The 20,609-nt window shown below is 72.2% G+C and carries 21 protein-coding genes; 13 read left to right on the top strand and 8 right to left on the bottom strand.

What is annotated here, in order from left to right; genetic code table 11:
* Positions 1–26: 26 nt before the first annotated feature.
* On the bottom strand, positions 27–1,187 hold the full coding sequence (locus tag NUT86_RS27565; RefSeq protein WP_274738102.1) for a winged helix DNA-binding domain-containing protein: 1,161 nt from the start codon (positions 1,185–1,187) through the stop codon (positions 27–29).
* A gap of 77 nt (positions 1,188–1,264) precedes the next feature.
* Positions 1,265–2,815: an MFS transporter gene (locus NUT86_RS27560; RefSeq protein ID WP_274738101.1), complete on the bottom strand. Its 1,551-nt coding sequence runs from the start codon at positions 2,813–2,815 to the stop codon at positions 1,265–1,267.
* Between the two features lie 148 nt (positions 2,816–2,963).
* Between NUT86_RS27560 and NUT86_RS27555 the strand changes: the two genes are divergently transcribed.
* The 4 genes from NUT86_RS27555 (at position 2,964) to NUT86_RS27540 (ending at position 8,056) form a co-directional block, all read left to right on the top strand.
* Positions 2,964–3,956: a helix-turn-helix transcriptional regulator gene (locus tag NUT86_RS27555; protein ID WP_274738099.1), complete on the top strand. Its 993-nt coding sequence runs from the start codon at positions 2,964–2,966 to the stop codon at positions 3,954–3,956.
* Positions 3,957–4,035: 79 nt separating this feature from the next.
* On the top strand, positions 4,036–6,303 hold the full coding sequence (locus NUT86_RS27550) for a heavy metal translocating P-type ATPase (RefSeq protein ID WP_274738098.1): 2,268 nt from the start codon (positions 4,036–4,038) through the stop codon (positions 6,301–6,303).
* Between the two features lie 327 nt (positions 6,304–6,630).
* The gene (locus NUT86_RS27545) at positions 6,631–7,569 is read left to right on the top strand and encodes a beta-ketoacyl-ACP synthase III (protein ID WP_018087500.1); all 939 of its coding nucleotides are present in this window, start codon (positions 6,631–6,633) and stop codon (positions 7,567–7,569) included.
* Between the two features lie 64 nt (positions 7,570–7,633).
* Positions 7,634–8,056 carry a VOC family protein gene (locus tag NUT86_RS27540; protein ID WP_159486232.1) on the top strand — a complete coding sequence of 141 codons (423 nt, stop codon included), beginning with the start codon at positions 7,634–7,636 and terminating at the stop codon, positions 8,054–8,056.
* Between the two features lie 65 nt (positions 8,057–8,121).
* On the opposite strand, the gene NUT86_RS27535 is transcribed toward NUT86_RS27540, so the two are convergent.
* From NUT86_RS27535 to NUT86_RS27525, 3 genes are all read right to left on the bottom strand, one after another.
* Positions 8,122–8,355 (bottom strand): hypothetical protein, encoded by a 234-nt coding sequence (locus NUT86_RS27535; RefSeq protein ID WP_018089514.1) that lies wholly within the window; start codon positions 8,353–8,355, stop codon positions 8,122–8,124.
* A 185-nt stretch (positions 8,356–8,540) separates the two neighbouring features.
* The gene (locus NUT86_RS27530; RefSeq protein ID WP_018089513.1) at positions 8,541–9,461 is read right to left on the bottom strand and encodes a glutaminase; all 921 of its coding nucleotides are present in this window, start codon (positions 9,459–9,461) and stop codon (positions 8,541–8,543) included.
* 10 nt (positions 9,462–9,471) lie between these two features.
* Complete coding sequence (locus NUT86_RS27525) at positions 9,472–10,224, bottom strand: helix-turn-helix domain-containing protein (RefSeq protein WP_274738095.1); 753 nt, start codon at positions 10,222–10,224, stop codon at positions 9,472–9,474.
* Between the two features lie 79 nt (positions 10,225–10,303).
* On the opposite strand from NUT86_RS27525, the gene NUT86_RS27520 reads away from it, so the two are divergent.
* The 3 genes from NUT86_RS27520 to NUT86_RS27510 all read left to right on the top strand — a co-directional run bounded on the left by NUT86_RS27520 (position 10,304) and on the right by NUT86_RS27510 (position 12,363).
* The gene (locus NUT86_RS27520) at positions 10,304–10,549 is read left to right on the top strand and encodes a hypothetical protein (protein ID WP_018089511.1); all 246 of its coding nucleotides are present in this window, start codon (positions 10,304–10,306) and stop codon (positions 10,547–10,549) included.
* Positions 10,550–10,795: 246 nt separating this feature from the next.
* A complete protein-coding gene (locus tag NUT86_RS27515) occupies positions 10,796–11,386 on the top strand; it encodes an N-acetylmuramoyl-L-alanine amidase (RefSeq protein ID WP_274738093.1) in 591 nt (196 codons plus the stop codon).
* Positions 11,387–11,430: 44 nt separating this feature from the next.
* The gene (locus tag NUT86_RS27510) at positions 11,431–12,363 is read left to right on the top strand and encodes a 1-aminocyclopropane-1-carboxylate deaminase/D-cysteine desulfhydrase (RefSeq protein WP_274738091.1); all 933 of its coding nucleotides are present in this window, start codon (positions 11,431–11,433) and stop codon (positions 12,361–12,363) included.
* A gap of 75 nt (positions 12,364–12,438) precedes the next feature.
* Here NUT86_RS27510 and NUT86_RS27505 read toward each other — a convergent pair whose 3' ends face one another.
* Positions 12,439–14,040 (bottom strand): Na+/H+ antiporter, encoded by a 1,602-nt coding sequence (locus NUT86_RS27505; protein WP_274738089.1) that lies wholly within the window; start codon positions 14,038–14,040, stop codon positions 12,439–12,441.
* A gap of 58 nt (positions 14,041–14,098) precedes the next feature.
* Between NUT86_RS27505 and NUT86_RS27500 the strand changes: the two genes are divergently transcribed.
* The 4 genes from NUT86_RS27500 (at position 14,099) to NUT86_RS27485 (ending at position 16,588) form a co-directional block, all read left to right on the top strand.
* Complete coding sequence (locus NUT86_RS27500; RefSeq protein ID WP_018089507.1) at positions 14,099–14,359, top strand: UBP-type zinc finger domain-containing protein; 261 nt, start codon at positions 14,099–14,101, stop codon at positions 14,357–14,359.
* A gap of 32 nt (positions 14,360–14,391) precedes the next feature.
* A complete protein-coding gene (locus tag NUT86_RS27495; RefSeq protein WP_274738086.1) occupies positions 14,392–14,880 on the top strand; it encodes a GNAT family N-acetyltransferase in 489 nt (162 codons plus the stop codon).
* Positions 14,881–15,171: 291 nt separating this feature from the next.
* Positions 15,172–15,585, top strand: coding sequence for an anti-sigma regulatory factor (locus NUT86_RS27490; RefSeq protein ID WP_006603191.1), 414 nt, complete (start codon positions 15,172–15,174; stop codon positions 15,583–15,585).
* Positions 15,586–15,628: 43 nt separating this feature from the next.
* The gene (locus NUT86_RS27485) at positions 15,629–16,588 is read left to right on the top strand and encodes an RNA polymerase sigma factor SigF (RefSeq protein WP_018089505.1); all 960 of its coding nucleotides are present in this window, start codon (positions 15,629–15,631) and stop codon (positions 16,586–16,588) included.
* A 96-nt stretch (positions 16,589–16,684) separates the two neighbouring features.
* Here the strand turns inward: NUT86_RS27485 and NUT86_RS27480 are convergent, their stop codons facing one another.
* Positions 16,685–17,146 (bottom strand): hypothetical protein, encoded by a 462-nt coding sequence (locus NUT86_RS27480; RefSeq protein WP_018089504.1) that lies wholly within the window; start codon positions 17,144–17,146, stop codon positions 16,685–16,687.
* A 96-nt stretch (positions 17,147–17,242) separates the two neighbouring features.
* Between NUT86_RS27480 and NUT86_RS27475 the strand changes: the two genes are divergently transcribed.
* Positions 17,243–18,226 carry a diacylglycerol/lipid kinase family protein gene (locus NUT86_RS27475; RefSeq protein WP_093643141.1) on the top strand — a complete coding sequence of 328 codons (984 nt, stop codon included), beginning with the start codon at positions 17,243–17,245 and terminating at the stop codon, positions 18,224–18,226.
* Between the two features lie 320 nt (positions 18,227–18,546).
* Positions 18,547–18,804: a WhiB family transcriptional regulator gene (locus NUT86_RS27470; RefSeq protein WP_003983230.1), complete on the top strand. Its 258-nt coding sequence runs from the start codon at positions 18,547–18,549 to the stop codon at positions 18,802–18,804.
* A gap of 176 nt (positions 18,805–18,980) precedes the next feature.
* Here the strand turns inward: NUT86_RS27470 and NUT86_RS27465 are convergent, their stop codons facing one another.
* Positions 18,981–20,453, bottom strand: a complete 1,473-nt coding sequence (locus tag NUT86_RS27465) for a sensor histidine kinase (RefSeq protein WP_018089502.1) — start codon at positions 20,451–20,453, stop codon at positions 18,981–18,983.
* Positions 20,454–20,609: the final 156 nt, after the last annotated feature.

Here is a 20,609-nt window from a genome sequence, read left to right as displayed (position 1 = left end):
TCCGGGGTGCGGCAGGCAAGTGCGGGCTAGGCGTGCGGCCCCACGCTCACCGTACCGATCGTCAACTCCGTGGTGCCCTGGAGGATTTCGCCGACGCGCTCCACCTGGGCGTCCAGACCGCGCCGCTGCCGGGCGGTCAGCGGGGTCAGCGGCTCGACCGTGAGCTGAATCATCCGGCGGCCGGAGCGGCGCTGGTGCCAGACACCGGCGACCGTGCCGTCGATCAGCAGCACGGGGAAGTTCCCGGCCTGCCGCCCGGCCAGCGCGCGCTCGGCCGCCCGGCCGGGGAAGAGCAGATCGCGCGGCCGGCAGGCGATGCCGTAGGCGTCGAAATAGGGCAGCAGACGGACGCCGGAGGGTTCGGTGGCGGGTGTGTCGGTGTCGCCGGCCAGGATCCAGGCGGGTGAGCCCGCGAAGTCGACCTGCTGCAGTTCGCCGGCGAGGGAGGCGAAGAGCCGGGCCGCCCAGCCGGACGGGGCACCGGCCCAGGTCGCGAAGTCCTGCGGGGTGGCCGGGCCGTACGCGTACAGATAGCGCCGTACGAGCGCGGCGAGGGCGGTCGGGCCGTCCGCCGGGCGGAATCCGGGCAGGGCGCGCCGCGGGCTGGTGTAGGTGACCTTGCGGCCCCGGTTGGGGCCGAAGCAGAGGGCGCCGCGCTGGCCGGCCCGGTGCATCACCTGCCGCCAGCGCGGCCACTTCCCCTGGAAGGCGGGCATCACCGGATCGCCGGCCCAGGGCCCGGTGGCGGCGACCACCGCCTCGCCCAGCTCGTCGACGGTCAGCTCGGCGCCGGCCAGCGCGTCCTCGATCGCCGCGAGCACCTGCTCGGTCTGTGCGGGCGTGAGCCGGACGTCCGGGGCGAAGGGGCTGCTGCCGGCCGGTACGGCCGCCAGCGCGCCGGTCCACATCGGCAGCTCGGCGGTGGGCAGCAGATGCACCGTGCCGCGCGGCCCGTACGTCTTGACCAGGCTGCGGTCGCACCACAGGGCGTCCTGGACGGCCGTGCGGGTGCCGTGGTCCGTCCGCAGCATGAGCGAGAGCTCCGCCGCGGACAGCACCTGGGCATGGGCCCCGCACAGCGCGGCGGCGATCCCCGCGGGGTCCTGCGCCACCGGCTTCCCGGCGAGCCCGGAGCGCTCCAGGCGGCGGGCGCTCGCCTCGTTCCAGGTGAAGGTTCCGTTCGGCACGGCGGGGCTCCTCGGCTCGATGGTGCGGTTCCGGGCGGGGTGCGGGGGCTGTGCTGCCTTGATGCGGGGGTGTTCCGTCAGGAGACGAGGACGGGCTGCTGCTCCGCCTCCGCGCCGTCGCGGTCCGTCCGCTCCGGTGCCTCCGGGGCGGACACCCGTCGCGGCATCAGGAACAGCAGGCCGAAGATGAGGACCAGGCCGCCGGAGATCCACCACAGGGCGTGGGTGGTGGCGTCGACGAAGGCGGGCCCGAGCCCGGCCGCTGCCGCCGCGCCGCCCGGCTCCCCCGTACCGCCGACGACGCCGAAGAAGGCCACCGACGACAGGCCGAGACCGAGCGCCATGCCCAGCTGGCCGGTGGTGTTGAAGATGCCGGAGGCCGAGCCGGAGTGCTCGGCCGGGACCTCGGATATCGCCGCGTCGGTGATCGGGGCGACGATCAGGCCCATCCCGGCCCCCATCAGCAGCATCGCCGGTGCCATCTGCCAGGACTGCAGGGCGGTGCCGTAGTGCCCGGCCTCCCAGAGGTAGAGCAGCGCACCGGAGAGCATGATCAGCGCGCCGGCCTGCAGCACCGCGCGTCCGAACCGCGGCACCAGCTTCTGTACGGACATCCCTGCCGCGGTGGAGCAGGCGAGCGAGAACGGCACCCCGGTCAGCCCGGCGTGCAACGGGCCCCAGCCCAGCCCCAGTTGCATATGGAGCGTCCAGACCAGGAAGAAGAGGCCGCTGACCACGCCGAAGGTCAGCTGGACGCCGGCACCCGCCGCGAAGGTCCGCACCGAGAAGAGGGAGAGTTCGACGAGCGGGGAGCCGTCCTTGCGGGCCCTGATCCGCTCGTAGCGGACGAAGACCGCCAGCACGAGCGGGCTGTGGGCCATCGAGACGAAGCCCCACAGCGGCCAGCCGGACTCGCGTCCCTGGGTGAGCGGGTAGAGCAGCATCAGCAGGCCCACGGTGGCCAGCGCGGTCCCGATGAGGTCGACGCGCAGGGCCTGCGTGGACCTGGACTCGGTGAGGAAGCGGCGGCCGAGGAGGATGCCGATGATCCCGACCGGCAGATTGATCAGGAAGATCGGGCGCCATTCCAGGCCGAGGAGGTTGCCCTCGGTGAGCAGGGCGCCGATCAGCGGGCCGCAGACCGCGCCGAGGCCGATCACCGCGCCGAACATCCCGAAGACCTTGCCGCGCTCGTTCGCCGGGAAGCTGACATGGATGATCGACAGCACCTGCGGCACCATCAGCGCGGCCATCGCGCCCTGCAGCACCCGCCCGCCGACCAGCATCCCGGGGTCCGTCGCGACACCGCACAGCGCGGAGGCGAGGGTGAAGCCGCCCATGCCGAGCAGGAACAGCTTCTTGCGGCCGTAGATGTCGCCGAGCCGGCCGCCGGTGATCAGGCCGAGGGCGAAGGCGAGGGCGTAGCCGGCGGTGACCCACTGCACGGCGCTGAAGCCCGCGCCGGTGTCCCGCTGGATGCTCGGGATGGCGATATTGACGATGGTCGCGTCGACCAGGTCCATGAAGCTCGCGGTCAGCAGGACGGCGAGCGCGATCCAGCGTCTGCGGCCGGCCGCCGCGGGGGCCGGGACGGCCGCCTCGTGGGCCGCGGGCACGGTCGTGGTCATGGGCGTTCTCCAGGGGAAACCGGTACGGAAGGGAGCGGAGGCCGACGCCGGGACCGCCGGGCGGTGGCCGGCCGTGGCGTCGAGGTCTTCGACACTAGGGCCGCTGTAGGACAGCTCCGGTCCTACTTGGAGCGGCATCATCGATCCCATGAGTGAGACATCGGCGCGACTGCTGAATCTGCTGTCCCTGCTGCAGACCCCGCGCGAATGGCCCGGCAGTGAGCTGGCCGGGCGGCTGGGGGTCACCACCCGCACGATCCGCCGCGACATCGACCGGCTGCGCGAGCTGGGCTACCCCGTGCACGCCACGATGGGCGCGGAGGGCGGCTACCGGCTGGCCGCGGGCGCCGCGATGCCGCCGCTGCTGCTGGACGACGACGAGGCGGTGGCCATCGCGGTCGGTCTGCGCTCGGCCGCCGGGCACACCGTCGAGGGCATCGAGGAGGCGTCCGTACGGGCGCTCGCCAAGCTGGAGCAGGTGCTGCCGTCCCGGCTGCGGCGGCGGGTGGGCACGCTCGGCACCGCCACCGTGTCCCTGCCGTCCGGCGACCACCCGACCGTCGACCCGGAGCATCTGACGGTGCTCGCCGCGGCGATCACCAACCAGGAGCGGCTGCGCTTCCGCTACCGGGCCGGTGCCGGCGACCGCAGCAAGCGCCTGGTGGAGCCGCACCGCCTGGTCGCGTCGGGGCGCCGCTGGTATCTCGTGGCGTACGACAACGACCGCGAGGACTGGCGGATCTTCCGGGTGGACCGGCTGAGCGAGCCGTTCCCCACCGGCGTCCGGACCCCGCCGCGCACCCTGCCGGCCGCCGACGCGGGCGCCTACGTCCGGGAGCGGATGCAGGGGAGGGCCACGACCCACCGGGTGGTGGCGACCGTCTACGCACCGGCCGCGGAGGTGGCCGCCAAGCTGGGCGGCCCGGCGGCGGGCGAGGTAGAACCGGTCGACGAGGCGTCCTGCCGCTGGCACAGCACCCCCGATGCGCTGGAGTGGCTGGCGGTCCGGCTGGCGCTGCTGGGGCACGAGTTCACCGTGCACGAACCGCCGGAGCTGGCCGCGTATTTGCGGGCGATGGGCGGCCGGGCGAGCCGGGCGGCGGGGGCGGCGGCGGGCGAGGAAGAGGACGCGGCGCCGTGACGCCCCTCGCCGGGAATACCCTAGGGGGGTATATGGTTCTCCTTGGAGACACGCACTCCCAGCAGACCGAGGAGCAGGTATGACCACCGCGATCGGAGCGCACGGCGTCGAGTTGGAGATCGGCGGGATGACCTGCGCCTCGTGCGCCGCCCGCATCGAGAAGAAGCTCAACCGCATGGAGGGGGTCACCGCCACCGTCAACTACGCCACCGAGAAGGCGAAGGTGACGGTCGCGGAGGGCAGCGGCATCGCGGCCGCGGACCTGATCGCCACCGTGGAGAAGACCGGCTACACCGCGACGGTCCCGGAGCCGCCGGCCGCCGAACCGCCGGCCGACGACGCCGGGGGCCCCGCGGACGACCGGGACGGCGAGACGCACACCGCGCTCCGGCAGCGTCTGCTGGTCTCCCTCGCCCTCACCGTCCCGGTGGTGCTGATGGCGATGGTGCCTCCGCTGCAGTTCACCAACTGGCAGTGGCTCTCGCTGACCCTGGCCGCCCCGGTGGTCGCGTACGGCGCCTGGCCGTTCCACCGGGCCGCCTGGACGAATCTGCGGCACGGCGCCGCCACGATGGACACCCTCATCTCGATGGGCACCCTCGCGGCGCTGGGCTGGTCGCTGTGGGCGCTGTTCTTCGGCACCGCGGGCATGCCGGGGATGACCCACCCCTTCGAGCTGACCCTGGCCCGCACCGACGGCAGCGGCGCCATCTACCTGGAGGCCGCGGCCGGGGTCACCACCTTCATCCTGGCCGGCCGCTCCTTCGAGGCACGCGCGAAGCGGAAGGCGGGCGCGGCGCTGCGGGCGCTGCTGGAGCTGGGCGCCAAGGACGTCGCGGTGCTGCGGGACGGCCGCGAAGTCCGTGTCCCCATCGGCGCGTTGCGCGTCGGGGACCGCTTCGTCGTACGGCCCGGCGAGAAGATCGCCACCGACGGGAAGGTGGTGGAGGGCGCCTCCGCCGTGGACGCCTCGATGCTCACCGGCGAGTCCGTCCCCGTCGAGGTCTCCCCCGGCGACACCGTCACCGGCGCCACCGTCAACGCGGGCGGCCGGCTGGTCGTCGAGGCCACCCGGGTCGGCGCGGACACCCAGCTCGCCCGGATGGCGCGGCTGGTCGAGGACGCCCAGAACGGGAAGGCCGCGGCGCAGCGGCTGGCCGACCGGATCTCCGCGGTCTTCGTCCCGCTCGTGATCGCGCTCGCCCTGGGCACCCTCGGCTACTGGCTCGCCACCGGCGCGGGCGCGGTGGCCGCCTTCACCGCGGCCGTCGCCGTCCTGATCATCGCCTGCCCCTGCGCCCTGGGGCTGGCCACCCCGACCGCCCTGATGGTCGGTACCGGACGCGGCGCCCAGCTCGGCATCCTGCTCAAGGGGCCGGAGGTGCTGGAGTCGACCCGGCGGGTGGACACCGTCGTCCTGGACAAGACCGGCACGGTCACCACCGGAGTGATGACGCTGACCGAGGTCCACCTCGCCGAGGGAGTGTCGGAGCCGGAGGTGCTGCGGCTGGCCGGCGCGCTGGAACACGCCTCCGAGCACCCCATCGCCCGCGCCGTCGCCACCGGGGCCGAGTCCCGTGGCGCCACCCTGCCGGCCCCGGAGGACTTCGTGAACGTCCCGGGCCTGGGCGTCCGGGGAGTGGTCGAGGGCCGTACCGTCCTGGTGGGCCGCGAGCAGCTGCTGAACCGGTGGAACCAGTCCCTGCCGCACGGGCTGGCGGCCGCCAAGGCCGCGGCCGAGGCCCGGGGCCGTACCGCCGTCACCGTCGGCTGGGACGGCGCGGCCCGCGCGGTGCTGGTCGTGTCCGACGCGGTGAAGCCCACCAGCGCCGAGGCGGTGCGCCGGCTGCGCGCCCTGGGGCTGACCCCGGTCCTGCTGACCGGCGACCACGAGGCCGTCGCGAAGGCGGTCGCCGCCGAGGTCGGTATCGACGAGGTGATCGCCGAGGTGCTCCCCGAGGACAAGGTCGCGGTCGTCGCCCGGCTCCAGTCCGAGGGCCGCTCGGTCGCCATGGTCGGCGACGGCGTCAACGACGCGGCCGCGCTGGCCCGCGCCGACCTGGGGCTGGCCATGGGCACCGGCACCGACGCCGCCATCGAGGCCGGTGACCTCACCCTCGTACGGGGCGATCTGCGCACCGCGGCGGACGCCATCCGGCTGGCCCGTGCGACGCTCGGCACCATCCGGACCAATCTGTTCTGGGCGTTCGGCTACAACGTCGCGGCGCTGCCGCTGGCCGCGGCCGGACTGCTCAACCCGATGATCGCCGGTGCCGCGATGGCCTTCTCCTCGGTCTTCGTCGTGGGCAACAGTCTGCGGCTGCGGCGCTTCCGGGCACTGCCCTGACGGAGAGTGTCCGGAGGGTGCCCCAACGGGAGCATCCGGACTCCGGGCGGCTGCCGGGACGCGCCCGCGGGCGGAGCAATACCCGTGCGACGGCCCGGCTCTGCCGTTGGATCGGGCGGGCTGCTGCCCCCGCGCGGGCCGTCCCGCCGCCCGCGGGCGCCCCCTCGGCGGGGCCGCCCGCGGGCCCGGCACAGGGGGCCGGCCACCCCCGGTTCTGACAACAGTCTCCAGTTCTGGCGACCGAACCTTGGCAGTTCACGCAGCCGCCGGGCGGCACCGAGGGGTGAGACTGGTGGCCATACCGCCCACCCACGTACAGGGGAACTCATGACCGGGTCACGCGTCCTGGCCCTCGGCCATTACCAGCCCTCCGGCGTGCTCACCAACGACGATCTCGCCAAGATCGTCGACACCGACGACGCCTGGATCCGCAGCCGCGTCGGCATCCGTACCCGCCATGTCGCCGCCCCGGACGAGACCGTGGACTCGATGGCGGCCGCCGCCGCGGCCAAGGCCCTGGCCGCCAGTGGCCTGGCCCCGCAGGACATCGACCTGGTACTGGTCGCCACCTGCACCGCCCACGACCGCAGCCCGAACGCCGCGGCCCGGGTCGCCGCCCGGCTCGGCCTGGACGCGCCCGCCACGATGGACCTCAACGTCGTCTGCTCCGGCTTCACCCATGCGCTGGCCACCGCCGACCACGCCATCCGGGCCGGTTCCGCGACCCACGCACTGGTCATCGGGGCGGAGAAGTTCACCGACGTCGTCGACTGGACCGACCGCTCGACCTGTGTGCTGGTCGGTGACGGGGCGGGCGCCGCGGTGGTCGGTGCCGCGCCGGAGCCGGGGATCGGTCCCGTGCTGTGGGGCTCGGTCCCGCAGATGGGCGGTGCGGTACGCATCGAGGGCGAGCCGGCCCGGTTCGCCCAGGAGGGCCAGACCGTCTACCGCTGGGCCACGACCCAGCTGCCGGCCATCGCCCGCAAGGTGTGCGAACGCTCCGGGATCACCCCCGCCGATCTCGCCGGTGTGGTGCTGCACCAGGCCAATCTGCGGATCATCGAGCCGGTCGCGGAGCGGATCGGCGCGGTCAACGCGGTGGTCGCCAAGGACGTCGTCGACTCCGGGAACACCTCCGCGGCCTCCGTCCCGCTCGCCCTGTCCAAGCTGGTCGAGCGGCGCGAGATCGCCTCCGGGGCCCCGGTGCTGCTGTTCGCCTTCGGCGGCAACCTCTCGTACGCGGGACAGGTCATCCACTGCCCGTGAGACGGGCCGGGCCGGTGTCCGATTCGTTCAAGACCCGGCCCCGCGGGCTGCCTACGCTCGCCGTATGACCACTTCTCCCTCACCCACCACACCCTCCGCACCGCGGTTCGCGGCGATCGGCATGGTCGTCGCCGACATGGCCGCCGCCCTCGCCTTCTACCGCCGCCTCGGTCTGGACATCCCCGCCGAAGCGGACACCGCCCCGCACGCCGAGGCGCCGCTCCCCGGCGGGCTGCGGCTGATGTGGGACTCGTACGAGACCGCGCGGGCCATCGATCCGGACTGGACCCCGCCCCAGGGCGGCACCCCCACGGGGCTGGCCTTCGAGTGCGCCGGTCCCGCCGAGGTCGACAAGCTCTACGCGGAGCTCACCGACGCCGGCTACACGGGCGAGAAGCCGCCCTGGGACGCGTTCTGGGGACAGCGTTACGCCGTCGTACAGGACCCGGACGGCCATGGGGTCGACCTGTTCGCTCCGCTCCCCTAGGAGGACACACCCCCTGGGAGCAGGGGCCGGGGGCGCGCCAGGAGGAGCGGCCGGGGCGCGCCCGGCTAGCCGATGTCGCCGGGGTGCTCGCGCAGGTACAGCGCGCCGCAGGTGTGACAGAACGGCTCGCCCTTGGGCGTGCCCCAGACCTCGGCCGTCTGGGTGGCGGCGGCCGGGGCCAGCTCCCGTCCGCACATCGCCGTGGTGCCGTCCAGCCGCACCATGTGCCAGATCTTCACCGGCGTGTCCGCGTGCGGCAGAACGCCTTCCTCGTACTCAGCGCGCATCTCGTGCTCCATGGCGGTGCACCTCCTACGCCCACGATGCGCCAGCGGTTCGGAGGCCACAACGGCAACCGCAGGCGGGGCGCCGGGCCCCCGCGCCGCCGGTCAGAACACCGACCACCCGGTCAGCGTCGTGCTGCACCCCCCGGGGACAACCCCCGGACCCCCGGCCGGAAACCCCCGCAACCCCCGCAACCCCGTCAGAACACCGACCACCCGGTCAGCGTCGTGAAGTGGTCCAGGGCCGCGGCGCCCGCCACGGAGTTGCCGCGGGCGTCGAGTCCCGGGCTCCAGACGCACAGCGTGCAGCGGCCGGGGATGACGGCGATGATGCCGCCGCCCACCCCGCTCTTCGCGGGCAGCCCGACGCGGTAGGCGAACTCCCCCGCCGCGTCATACGTCCCGCAGGTCAGCATCACCGCATTGATCCGCTTGGCCTCGCGGGCCTCCAGCAGCCGGCTGCCGTCGGCGCGCAGCCCGTGGCGGGCCAGGAATCCGCCCGCCACGGCCAGATCCCGGCAGCTCATCTCGATCGAGCACTGCCAGAAGTAGTGCTCGATGACGCTGGGGACGGGGTTCTCCAGGTTGCCGAAGGACGCCATGAAGTGCGCCAGGGCGGCATTGCGGTCACCGTGTTCGGCCTCGGAGTCGGCCACCGCCTGGTCGAAGGCGAGATCCGGGTTGCCGCTCTCCTCCCGCAGGAAGTGCAGCATCGAGGTGCTGGCATCACCGGTGAGGGTCTGCAGCCGGTCGGTGACCACCAGCGCGCCCGCGTTGATGAACGGGTTGCGCGGGATGCCGTTCTCCGCCTCCAGCTGGACCAGCGAGTTGAACGGCGTACCGGACGGCTCGCGGCCCACCCGCTGCCAGATGTTGTCGTGGCCGTCATGGCTCTGCGCCATCACCAGCGCCAGCGAGAAGGCCTTCGAGATGGACTGGACGGAGAACGGGATCTCCCAGTCGCCGACCCCGTACACATCGCCGTGGATATCGGCCACCGCGATCCCGAAACGGTCTGCTGACACCCGCTCGAGCGCCGGTATGTAGTCGGCGACCCGCCCCTGTCGCACGAACGGCCTGGCATGGGCCGCTACCTCCTCGAGAACGGCCTGGTAGTCCATGACGGACACGCTAACCCGGGGCGAGCAGCACCCCCATCGGGGCCCCCGCCAGCGACTTCACCTCGCGCGCGAGGTGCGCCTGGTCCGCGTACCCGGCGCGCGCCGCGACCTGTGCGTAGGGCATCCCGGAGCGCGCCAGGTCGAGCGCGCGCACCAGCCGGAGCACCCGGGCCAGGGTCTTGGGGCCGTAGCCGAACGCGTCCAGGCTGAGCCGGTACAGCTGGCGTTCGCCGAGCGCGACGGCTCCGGCGACCTCGGCGACGGGGCGGCCGCGGGCGAGCGCCGCGGCGACGGCGGCGGTCCGGCCGTCCTCCCCGGTGCCTTCCCGGAGGCGGGCCGCGGCGGTCTCCTCCAGAAGGCGGCCGGCACCGGTCGCACTGCCCAGTGCCCCGGCGGCGGCCAGCCGCTCGGTCAGCTCCCGTACCCGGCCGGCGGGCCACAGGTCCGCCAACGGCACCCGCCGGTCGCGCAGTTCCCTGGCCGGTACGCCGAAGACAGCGGGACCCTGGCCGGGCGCGAAGCGCAGCCCGACAAGGGCGGTACCGGGCGGCATGCCCTCCACGGACTGCGGCCCGGTGTCCGGGCCCGCCACCAGGAGCCGGCCCCCGCTCCAGATCAGATCCGTACACCCGTCGGGCAGCACGGGCCGGGCCGGGGACTGCAGGGTGCGGGTCCACAGCACCGCCCCGGCCACCCGGGAGGCACGCTCCCGGTACCCGCCGGATACGCCGGGTGGCCCCTTCGTGTCGCGCGATTCGCCCACATGCTCCAGCCTGGCACGGGAACCCCACGGCCGTCCGCGCCGTTGATCCCTTACGACACGGACCTCACGGAGGTGGCACATGTCAGGGTTTCTCGACCGCGCCAAGGAACAGGCACGGCAGGGGCTTGCACAGGGCAAGCAGAAGGTCGACGAGGTACAGCAGAACCGCGCCGGCAGCGAGCTGCTGAGAAAGCTGGGTGCCGCGTACTTCGCCGAGCGGCGGGGCAGCGGATCACCCGAGGCGACCCAGGACGCACTCAACACACTGGAAGCGCACGTCAACGCCCACGGGGACGCGTTCCTGCACGACAAGGGCGCGCCTTAGGAGCAGGGCAGGCAGGGCTGGCAGGGCAGGCCCTGCGCGGACCGCCGCGGTTCCCCGGTGCGCGTCGCGCGCGACGCCGGGGCCGCCGGGCCGCCGCCGCCCCGACGAGCGGCCGAAACCGCTCGCACATTCCCCGAACGACTGGTCCGTTTTATGCCGTTCGGCTCCCTCCGTCCGGCCCCGTCCCGTACAAGCGAGACAGGAGGCGGCCGACGGGCGGCCGCCGTGTCCGCATCGGAGTGGGCCATGTCCGAACCACTGTCCGCCGCCCGGTTCCACCGGGCGCTCACCGCTGAGGGACTCCGGGTCGCGGAGATCGACGGCTGGGAGACGCACAACCGCAACGAGAAGGGGCCGTGGGGCCCGGTGCACGGGGTGATGGTGCACCACACCGCCACCTCCGGCGCCGAGAGCACCGTCCGGCTCTGCCACGACGGCCGCCCCGATCTGCCGGGCCCTCTGTGCCACGGTGTGATCACCAAGGACGGCACCGTGCATCTGGTCGGCTACGGCCGCGCCAATCACGCGGGCCTCGGCGACAGTGACGTCCTGCGCGCGGTGATCGCCGAGAAGCGGCTGCCGCCGGACGACGAGGCCGACACCGACGGCAACCGCGCCTTCTACGGCTTCGAGTGCGAGAACCGCGGCGACGGCACCGACGACTGGCCGCCGGCCCAGCTGGACGCCCTGGAGAAGGCCGCGGCCGCGCTGTGCCGGGCGCACGGCTGGACCGGACGCTCGGTGATCGGGCATCTGGAGTGGCAGCCGGGCAAGGTCGATCCGCGCGGCTTCCCGGTGGACTGGCTGCGCGACCGGATCACCGCCCGGCTGAAGTGAGCGGCGCGGGGACGGGCCGGGCCCGCTCCCGGGCACCCGGGACAATGGACCGCGTGACCAGCACCGCCCCCGGCCCGCCGCCGGACCCGCGCACCCTGCGCCCGCGCCTACCCTCCCCCGTCCAGGAGGTCGAGGACGCGGCGTTCACCCGTCGCGGGGTACGGCTGCTGCTGAAGCGGGACGATCTGATCCACCCGGAGCTTCCGGGCAACAAATGGCGCAAGCTGGCGCCGAATCTGCGGGCCGCGGCCGCGGCGGGTGAGCGTGCGCTGCTCACCTTCGGCGGCGCGTACTCCAACCATCTGCGGGCCACCGCCGCGGCCGGCCGGCTGCTGGGCTTCGCCACCATCGGCGTGGTCCGCGGCGACGAGCTGGCCGGCGCACCGCTCAATTGGTCGCTGGCCCGCTGCGCCGCCGACGGGATGCGGCTGCACTTCATCGACCGGGCCCGCTACCGCCGGAGGACCGACCCGGAGGTGCTCGCCGAGCTGCACGACCGCTTCGGCGCCTTCCTTCTCATACCCGAGGGCGGCAGCAACGCCCTTGCCGCACAGGGCTGTACGGAGCTGGGCCGGGAGCTGCGCGGGGCCGCGGACACGGTCGCGGTGGCCTGCGGAACGGGCGGCACCCTCGCCGGGCTCGCCGCGGGGCTGGGGCCGGGACAGCGTGCCCTGGGCTTCCCCGTACTGAAGGGCGGCCGGCCGCACTTCCTCCAGGAGACGGTCGAGGACCTGCAGCGCGCGGCGTTCGGCGGACCGCGCGGCGACTGGCGGCTGGAAGACCGCTTCCACTGCGGCGGATACGCCCGCCGCACCCCGGAACTCGACGCCTTCGCGGCGGCCTTCGAGGACCGGCACGGGCTGCCGCTGGAGCGGATCTACGTCGCCAAGCTGCTGTACGGGCTGACGACGCTGGCCGAGGAGGGCGCCTTCACCCCCGGCAGCACCGTGGCCGCAGTGATCACCGGCATGCCCTGAACGGACGCCGACCTCCTCCGCCGCCGACCACGGCCCCTGACCCGCCCCGGATCACCTCGCCCGTCCGGACACCCCCTAGGCGGCACTCTCCCGGTAGGCCGTCGCCTCCTCCAGGTCCAGCCTGCGCAGCAGCGTCCGCAGCATCTCGTCGTCGATCCGCCGGGCGTCCCGCAGCTGGACGAACACCCGGCGCTCGGCGTCGATCATCTCCCGGGCCAGCCGCCGGTAGGTCTCGTCGGCGGACTCCCCGGTGATCTCGTTGGGCGCGCCGAGCCGCTCCCACACGGAGTTGCGGCGGCGCTCCATGACGCTGCGCAACCGGTCGACGAGGGGCCCGGGCAGGGCGTTGCGCGGGTCCTGGAGGAGCGCGTCCAGGCGCTCCTCGGCGGCCCGCGAGGCCTCGTTCTGCGCCTGCGCCTCGGCGAGCGTCTCGGCCTGGGTGTCCCGGCCGGGCAGCTTCAGCGCGCGGATCAGCACCGGCAGCGTCAGCCCCTGGATGACGAGGGTGGCGATGACGGTGGTGAAGGTCAGGAAGAGCACGAGGTTGCGCGCCGGGAAGGAGCCGTCGCCGTGCAGTGCGGAGGGGATGGAGAACGCGATGGCCAGCGACACCACCCCGCGCATCCCGGCCCAGCCGACGATGACCGGTGCGGTCCAGGTGACTTCCGGTTCGCGGGTACGGATCCGGGCCGACAGCAGCCGCGGCAGAAACGTCGCGGGAAAGACCCACACGAACCGCGACAGGACCACGACGACGAACATCACGGCCGCGTACCAGAGGGCCTGCGCCGCGCCGAACTCCTCCAGCCCGCGCACCACGACCGGCAGCTGCAGCCCGATCAGCGCGAAGACCGCGGACTCCAGGATGAAGGAGACCATCTTCCAGACGGCGTCCTCCTGCAGCCGGGTCTCGAAGTCGACCTGCCAGGAGCGGTGCCCCAGGTAGAGGGCGACCACGACGACGGCGAGCACCCCGGAGGCGTGGAGCTGCTCGGCGGCCGCGTAGGCGACGAACGGGATGAGCAGCGAGAGGGTGTTCTCCAGCAGCGCCGACTCACGCAGCCGGACGCGCAGCCAGTGCAGCGGCACCATCAGGACGAGACCGACCCCGATGCCGCCCACGGAGGCGACGGCGAACTGCTTGACCCCGTCGCCCCAGGTGACGCCGGCCCCGATCGCCGCGGCCACCAGGACCTTGTACGCGGTGATCGCGGTGGCGTCGTTGAACAGCGATTCGCCCTGCAGGATCGTGGTGATCCGGTGCGGCAGCCCGAGTTTGCGGGCGATGGCGGTGGCCGCGACGGCGTCCGGCGGGGCGACGACGGCCCCCAGCACGAGGGCGGCGGTCAGCGGCAGCCCCGGGATGACGAGATAGGCCGCATAGCCGACCACGAACGTCGCGAACAGCACATAGCCGACCGACAGCAGCGCCACCGGCCGCAGATTGGCCCGCAGCCCCAGATACGAGCTGTCCAGCGCCGCGGTGTGCAGCAGGGGTGGCAGCACCAGCGGCAGCACGATGTGCGGATCGAGGGTGTAGTCCGGGACACCGGGGATGTAGGAGGCCGCGAGCCCCGCGGTGACCAGCAGCAGCGGGGCGGGGACCGGCGTGCGGCGCGCCAGGCCGGCGACCGCCGCGCTCCCCGCGACCAGCAAAAACAGCGGCATGACAGCCATCGGCCCGTCCCGTCCCCGTACCCTTCACCGACCATCCCGGCGATCTAACCTGGCCATCATGAGCGAGTGCACGCACGTTGCCGAACTGCCGCGCCCCGAGCCGGTCCCGCAGAGCGCCACCTGCCTGGAGTGCCTGGCCGTCGGCAGCCACCCCGTCCAACTGCGGCTGTGCCTGACCTGCGGCCATGTCGGCTGCTGCGACTCCTCGCCGTTCCGGCATGCGACCAGGCACTTCGAGGAGACCGGCCACCCCGTGATGCGGTCGCACGAACCGGGGGCCTCCTGGCGCTGGTGCTTCACCGACCAGAAACTGGTGTGAAGCGATCAGCGGTGTGCGCTTAGCCTTCACACATGATCCGCGAAGCGACTCCCGGCGATGTCCCCGCCATCCTGGCCATGATCGGCGAGCTGGCCGCGTACGAACGTGTCCCCGAGGCCGCGCAGGCCACCGAGCCGCAGCTCAAGGAGGCCCTCTTCGGACCGCAGCCGGCCGTCTTCGCACTGATCGCGGAGGCCGATGACGCCCCGGTGGGCTTTGCCCTGTGGTTCCGGAGCTTCTCGACGTGGACGGGCACGCACGGTGTCCATCTGGACGATCTGTACGTCCGCCCCGAGGCGCGCGGCGGCGGCCACGGCAAGGCACTGCTCGCGGCCCTCGCGGAGATCTGCGTGGACCGTGGCTATGAACGTTTCGAGTGGCCAGTCCTGGATTGGAATGAACCGTCCATCGGTTTTTACCGGTCGATCGGCGCTCAGCCCATGGACGAATGGACGGTCTTCCGGCTCACTGGAAAGGCACTGCACAACCTTGCCGACACCTCGCGGGTCAACGGAGCGTAATCGGCATCGATTTGACAGTGCACACCCCTAGCCACTGTCCGTACCCGTGGCTTTACAATCAGTAACAGCGAGGGTGAAGGGCGACCGGGGCCGGATCGCCGTCCGGATGACAGCCGTGCTCCTTCCGGGCGACACCGGCCCACAGATCGCGATAGCGTCACAGCCGAACCATGTGCCGTGCCGAATCGTTCTCCTTTCGTCCGAGAGGAGAAAAGTCCGGCGCGAATATCCCGAACAACGCGAATATCGCGCATTCCAGCTCAACCAGCTTGTGCCACCTTGGAGGTGAGGGTGTCCCAGATCGCAGGCGAGCCCGGGACTCAGGACTTCGTGGAAGTCCGTCTGCCCGCTGCGGGTGCCTACCTGTCCGTGCTGCGTACGGCCACGGCCGGGCTCGCAGCCCGCTTGGACTTCACCCTCGACGAGATCGAGGATCTGCGCATCGCGGTCGATGAGGCCTGCGCGATCCTCCTGCAACAGGCCGTCCCCGGCAGTGTGCTGAGCTGCGTCTTCCGTCTCATCGACGACGCACTGCAGGTCACCGTGTCGGCTCCGACGACCGACGGCCGCGCCCCGGAGCGCGACACCTTCGCCTGGACGGTGCTCTCCGCACTGGCCGGCAAGGTCGATTCCACCGTCGCCGAGGATCAAACGGTCACTATCAGTCTGTACAAGGAGCGCGGCGCCGGTCCCGGACCGTCATGACCGAACAGGGGGCCCCGTGAAAGATCTCGAACGCGGCGGGAGGATGGCGTCCAGTGCGACCATCCCCGAGCAGCAGGCCCGGCCGCATCCGGTGGGCGTAGACGACCACGGCGGCCGGTTGGATGCGGCGGAGCAGGCAGAGCGGGCGGACCACATGGAGCAGAGCGAGCAGCCGGGACAGCAGGCGCATCAGCACGATGCGCCGGCCCCCGACGACAAGCTGCAGGAACAACAGCATTCCCCGGAGCCGCAGGACCGCAGCGGCGCCCGGGCGATGTTCTACGAGCTGCGCAAGCTGCCCGACGGCTCCCCGGAGCGCGCGGAGCTGCGCAACACCCTCGTTCGTATGCACCTCCCCCTCGTCGAGCATCTGGCCCGGCGGTTCCGTAACCGCGGCGAGCCGCTGGACGATCTGACCCAGGTCGCCACCATCGGCCTGATCAAGTCCGTCGACCGCTTCGACCCGGAGCGCGGCGTGGAGTTCTCCACGTACGCCACCCCCACCGTCGTCGGCGAGATCAAGCGGCACTTCCGCGACAAGGGCTGGGCGGTCCGCGTCCCGCGTCGCCTCCAGGAGCTGCGGCTGTCGCTGACCACCGCGACCGCCGAGCTGTCCCAGCGGCACGGGCGCGCGCCCACGGTCCATGAGCTGGCCGAGCATCTGGCGATCTCCGAGGAGGAGGTCCTGGAGGGCCTGGAGTCCGCCAACGCCTACAGCACCCTCTCCCTCGACGTCCCGGACACGGACGACGAGTCCCCGGCCGTCGCCGACACCCTCGGCGCCGAGGACGAGGCGCTGGAGGGCGTGGAGTACCGCGAGTCCCTCAAGCCGCTGCTGGAGGACCTCCCGCCGCGTGAGAAGAAGATCCTGCTGCTGCGCTTCTTCGGCAACATGACCCAGTCGCAGATCGCCCAGGAGGTCGGCATCTCCCAGATGCACGTCTCCCGCCTGCTGGCCCGCACCCTCGCCCAGCTCCGCGACAAGCTGCTCGTCGAGGAGTGATCGGCGCATGAAAGAGGTGGGCGGGGCCTTCGAAGGCCCCGCCCACCGTGCGTTCCAGGGGTCCGAAGGACCCGGGGCGGCGCGTCCGCCCTGCCGTCAGGGCGTCTCCCGCGGCCCGATACCCAGCGCTTCGGTGGCCGTCGGGTTGACCAGCAGAACGAGCACGACGAGCGCGGCCACCGCCAGCCCGATGCCGGCCGCGATCAGCGCACCGCCACCGTTGACCAGCGTCCAGGCCACCGGCAGCGCCACGATCTGGGTGATCAGCGAGGGACCCCGGCTCCAGCGGCGGCGCAGCCACAGACCCCGGGCGGCCACCAGCGGCAACAGGGCGAGCGCGAGGACGGTGAGCCCGCCCATCTCCGCCTGCTGCGGACTGTCCGGCGAACCGGCGAGACCCATGATCAACATGTAGGCGCCGAGGGCGGCCAGGGCGAGCCCTTCGACCGCGGTGAGCGCCGCAGCGGCGCTCAGCCGGGCGGGCCGCGGGCCGGTCGGCTCGGCCGCGGCGGGGGCCCCGGCGGCTCGGGACGCGGACTGCTTCTGCTGACTGCTCACCCCAGCAGGGTAGCGCCGGCCCTCCCCGCCTCCGGCGAGGCCCCGGAGCCGGACGGGGCGTGAGGCCGGTACCAGCAGGTAGGTACGCTGCTGCATATGCGCGCACTTCTCGTGGTCAATCCCGCAGCAACCACCACCAGTGCCCGCACCCGTGAAGTACTGACCCACGCACTCGCCAGCGACCTCAAGCTGGAGGTCGCACAGACCCAGTACCGCGGGCACGCCCGTGATCTTGCCCAGGAGGCCACCGAGGGCGGGGAGACCGACCTGGTCGTGGCGCTCGGCGGCGACGGCACGGTCAACGAGGTGGTCAACGGGCTGCTGGCCGGCGACCCCGATCCGGACTCCCACCCCCGGCTGGCGGTCGTCCCCGGCGGCTCCACCAATGTCTTCGCCCGCGCCCTCGGCCTCCCCAATGACGTCGTGGAGGCAACCGGCGCCCTGCTGGACGCGCTGCGCGACGGGAGCGAGCGCACCATCGGCCTCGGCCTGGCCGCGGGCACCCCGGGCAGCGTGGACGAGGGCGTACCGGATCGCTGGTTCACCTTCTGCGCGGGCTTCGGTTTCGACGCCGGCGTCGTCGGCCGGGTGGAGCAGCAGCGCGAACGCGGCAAGCGTTCGACCCACGCCCTGTACGTGCGACAGGTCGTACGGCAGTTCCTGGTCGAGGCGAACCGCCGGCCGGGCGCCCTCACCCTCGAACGCCCGGGCGGGACCGAGGGCACCACGGAGTCCGTCGAGGACCTGGCGCTGGCCATAATCTGCAACACCGCGCCGTGGACCTACCTGGGCAACCGTCCGATCTACCCGTCCCCCGACGCCTCGTTCGACACGGCCCTGGATCTGTTCGCACTGAGCAAGCTCTCGCCGCCCGCAGTGGCCCGGTACGCGACCCAGTTGCTGACGTCAACACCCCAGCGCGGGCCCCACGGCAAACACGCCCTCTCACTTCACGACCTCACGAACTTCACCTTGCATTCGCAGGTTCCCCTGCCCTTCCAGATGGACGGCGACCACCTGGGACTGCGTACGAGTGTGACGTTCACAGGCGTACGCCGTGCACTGCGTGTGATTGTGTGAGCAGTAGGGCCTAAAGTCCTTTCACTCGAACGTTTAGACTGGTTTCCACCCCCTGGAATGACGGCTGTGAGCTAGGCGACACCAAGGATTCAAAAAAAAGTTTCCGGAAGGGGTTGTATCCGCAGCCGAGGTTTGCGAGTCTCTTCATGGCGATCGGGACGGCCGCTTTACCGGCCCCCTTGAGAGCCCGAATCCTCCTCCTCATTCCACAGGACCGCGCCAGTTCATGACTGGAGTTCGGCCCTTCACTTGTGGAGGGATTCGTGAAAGCGTTCACATTCACAAGCAACGATCCCGTCACACGAGGAGATGGAGCAGCCATGGACTGGCGTCACCGCGCCGTTTGCCGCGAGGAAGACCCCGAGCTCTTCTTCCCTATCGGCAACACCGGTCCTGCGCTGCTGCAGATCGAGGAAGCCAAGGCCGTCTGCCGCCGCTGCCCCGTCATGGAGCAGTGCCTGCAGTGGGCGCTCGAGTCCGGCCAGGACTCCGGCGTCTGGGGTGGTCTGAGCGAGGACGAGCGCCGCGCGATGAAGCGCCGTGCAGCTCGCAACCGGGCGCGCAACGCCAGCGCCTGAGCCAGTAACCCCGTGGCCCCCGAGCCGCAGCGCGCAGTACACCCGATGCATCTCCGGCGCTGACAAGCCCCGTCGTTATCGCATCGCAACAGCTTTGAGCCCCGGACCGCATGGTCCGGGGCTTCCTGCTGTTCAGGGCCGGGCCGGCGGCGGCCGCCCCGCGCCGGCCCCGGAGCTCAGTGCTGCTTCTCGGCGCGTACGGGGACGTCGAGGATGACCTGGGTACCGCGCTCGGGCGCCCGCACCATGTCGAACTTTCCGCCCAACTCCCCCTCCACCAGGGTCCGTACGATCTGCAGCCCCAGGTTTCCGGCGCGATGCGGATCGAATCCCTCGGGCAGACCGCGCCCGTTGTCCTGGACGGTGACCAGCAGCCGCGGCTCGGTACGGCTCCCGCCGCGCACCGCGCCGACCTCGACCACGCCGCGCTCCACCTGGTCGAAGGCGTGCTCCAGGGCGTTCTGCAGCACCTCGGTGAGCACCATCGACAGCGGAGTCGCCACCTCGGCGTCCAGGATGCCGAAGCGCCCGGTACGGCGGGTGGTCACCTTGCCCGGGGAGATCTCCGCGACCATGGCCAGCACCCGGTCCGCGATCTCGTCGAACTCGACCCGTTCGTCGAGGGTCTGGGACAGCGTCTCGTGCACGATCGCGATCGAACCGACCCTGCGCACGGCCTCGTTGAGTGCCTCGCGGCCCTGTTCGGAATCCATCCGGCGGGACTGCAGCCGCAGCAGCGCGGCGACCGTCTGCAGGTTGTTCTTCACCCGGTGGTGGATCTCCCGGATGGTGGCGTCCTTGGTGATCAGCTCCCGCTCGCGACGTCGCAGTTCGGTCACATCGCGCAGCAGGACCAGTGAACCGATGTGGGTCCCCTTGGGCTTGAGCGGAATGGCGCGCAGCTGGATCACGCCGTCCTCGCCCTCGACCTCGAACTCCCTGGGGGCCCAGCCGCTGGCGAGCTTGACCAGCGCCTCGTCCACCGGGCCGCGGGCGGGGGCCAGTTCGGCGGTGGCCTGGCCCAGGTGGTGGCCCACCAGGTCGGCGGCGAGACCGAGCCGGTGGTAGGCGGAGAGCGCATTGGGGCTGGCGTACTGGACGACACCCTCCGCGTCGAGCCGGATCAGCCCGTCACCGGCGCGCGGCGAGGCGTCCATGTCGACCTGCTGGCCGGGGAAGGGAAACGTTCCGGCAGCGATCATCTGGGCGAGGTCGGAGGCGCTCTGGAGGTAGGTGAGCTCCAGCCGGCTGGGGGTGCGCACGGTCAGCAGGTTGGTGTTGCGGGCGATGACGCCGAGCACCCGGCCCTCGCGGCGTACCGGGATGGACTCGACCCGTACCGGGACCTCCTCCCGCCACTCCGGGTCGCCCTCTCGTACGATGCGGCCCTCGTCCAGGGCGGAGTCCAGCATCGGGCGGCGGCCGCGGGGAACGAGATGGCCGACCATGTCGTCCTGGTAGGAGGTGGGGCCCGTATTGGGCCGCATCTGGGCCACCGAGACATAGCGGGTGCCGTCGAGGGTGGGGACCCACAGCACAAGATCGGCGAAGGAGAGGTCGGAGAGCAGCTGCCACTCCGAGACCAGCAGATGGAGCCACTCGAGGTCGGTGTCGCTCAGAGCGGTGTGCTGGCGTACGAGATCGTTCATGGAGGGCACGTCTTGGAGCCTACCGGCGTACGGTGTATGTGTTGTGTCTGCACGGGCATGGACAAGTAAGAATGGTCTAGTCCAGAATTCAGCAAAGACCTCCGCCCTCCCCGCACAGGAGGGCGGAACGAGGCCGAAGCGCTCTCTGCCCTGACT

Origin of the sequence: Streptomyces sp. G7(2002) (assembly GCF_028870195.1) — a bacterium.
In the GTDB taxonomy this organism is placed as follows: Bacteria; Actinomycetota; Actinomycetes; order Streptomycetales; family Streptomycetaceae; genus Streptomyces; species Streptomyces nigrescens.
Note: the sequence above shows the minus strand (reverse complement) of the source record. Positions and strands in the feature narration are given on the sequence as shown.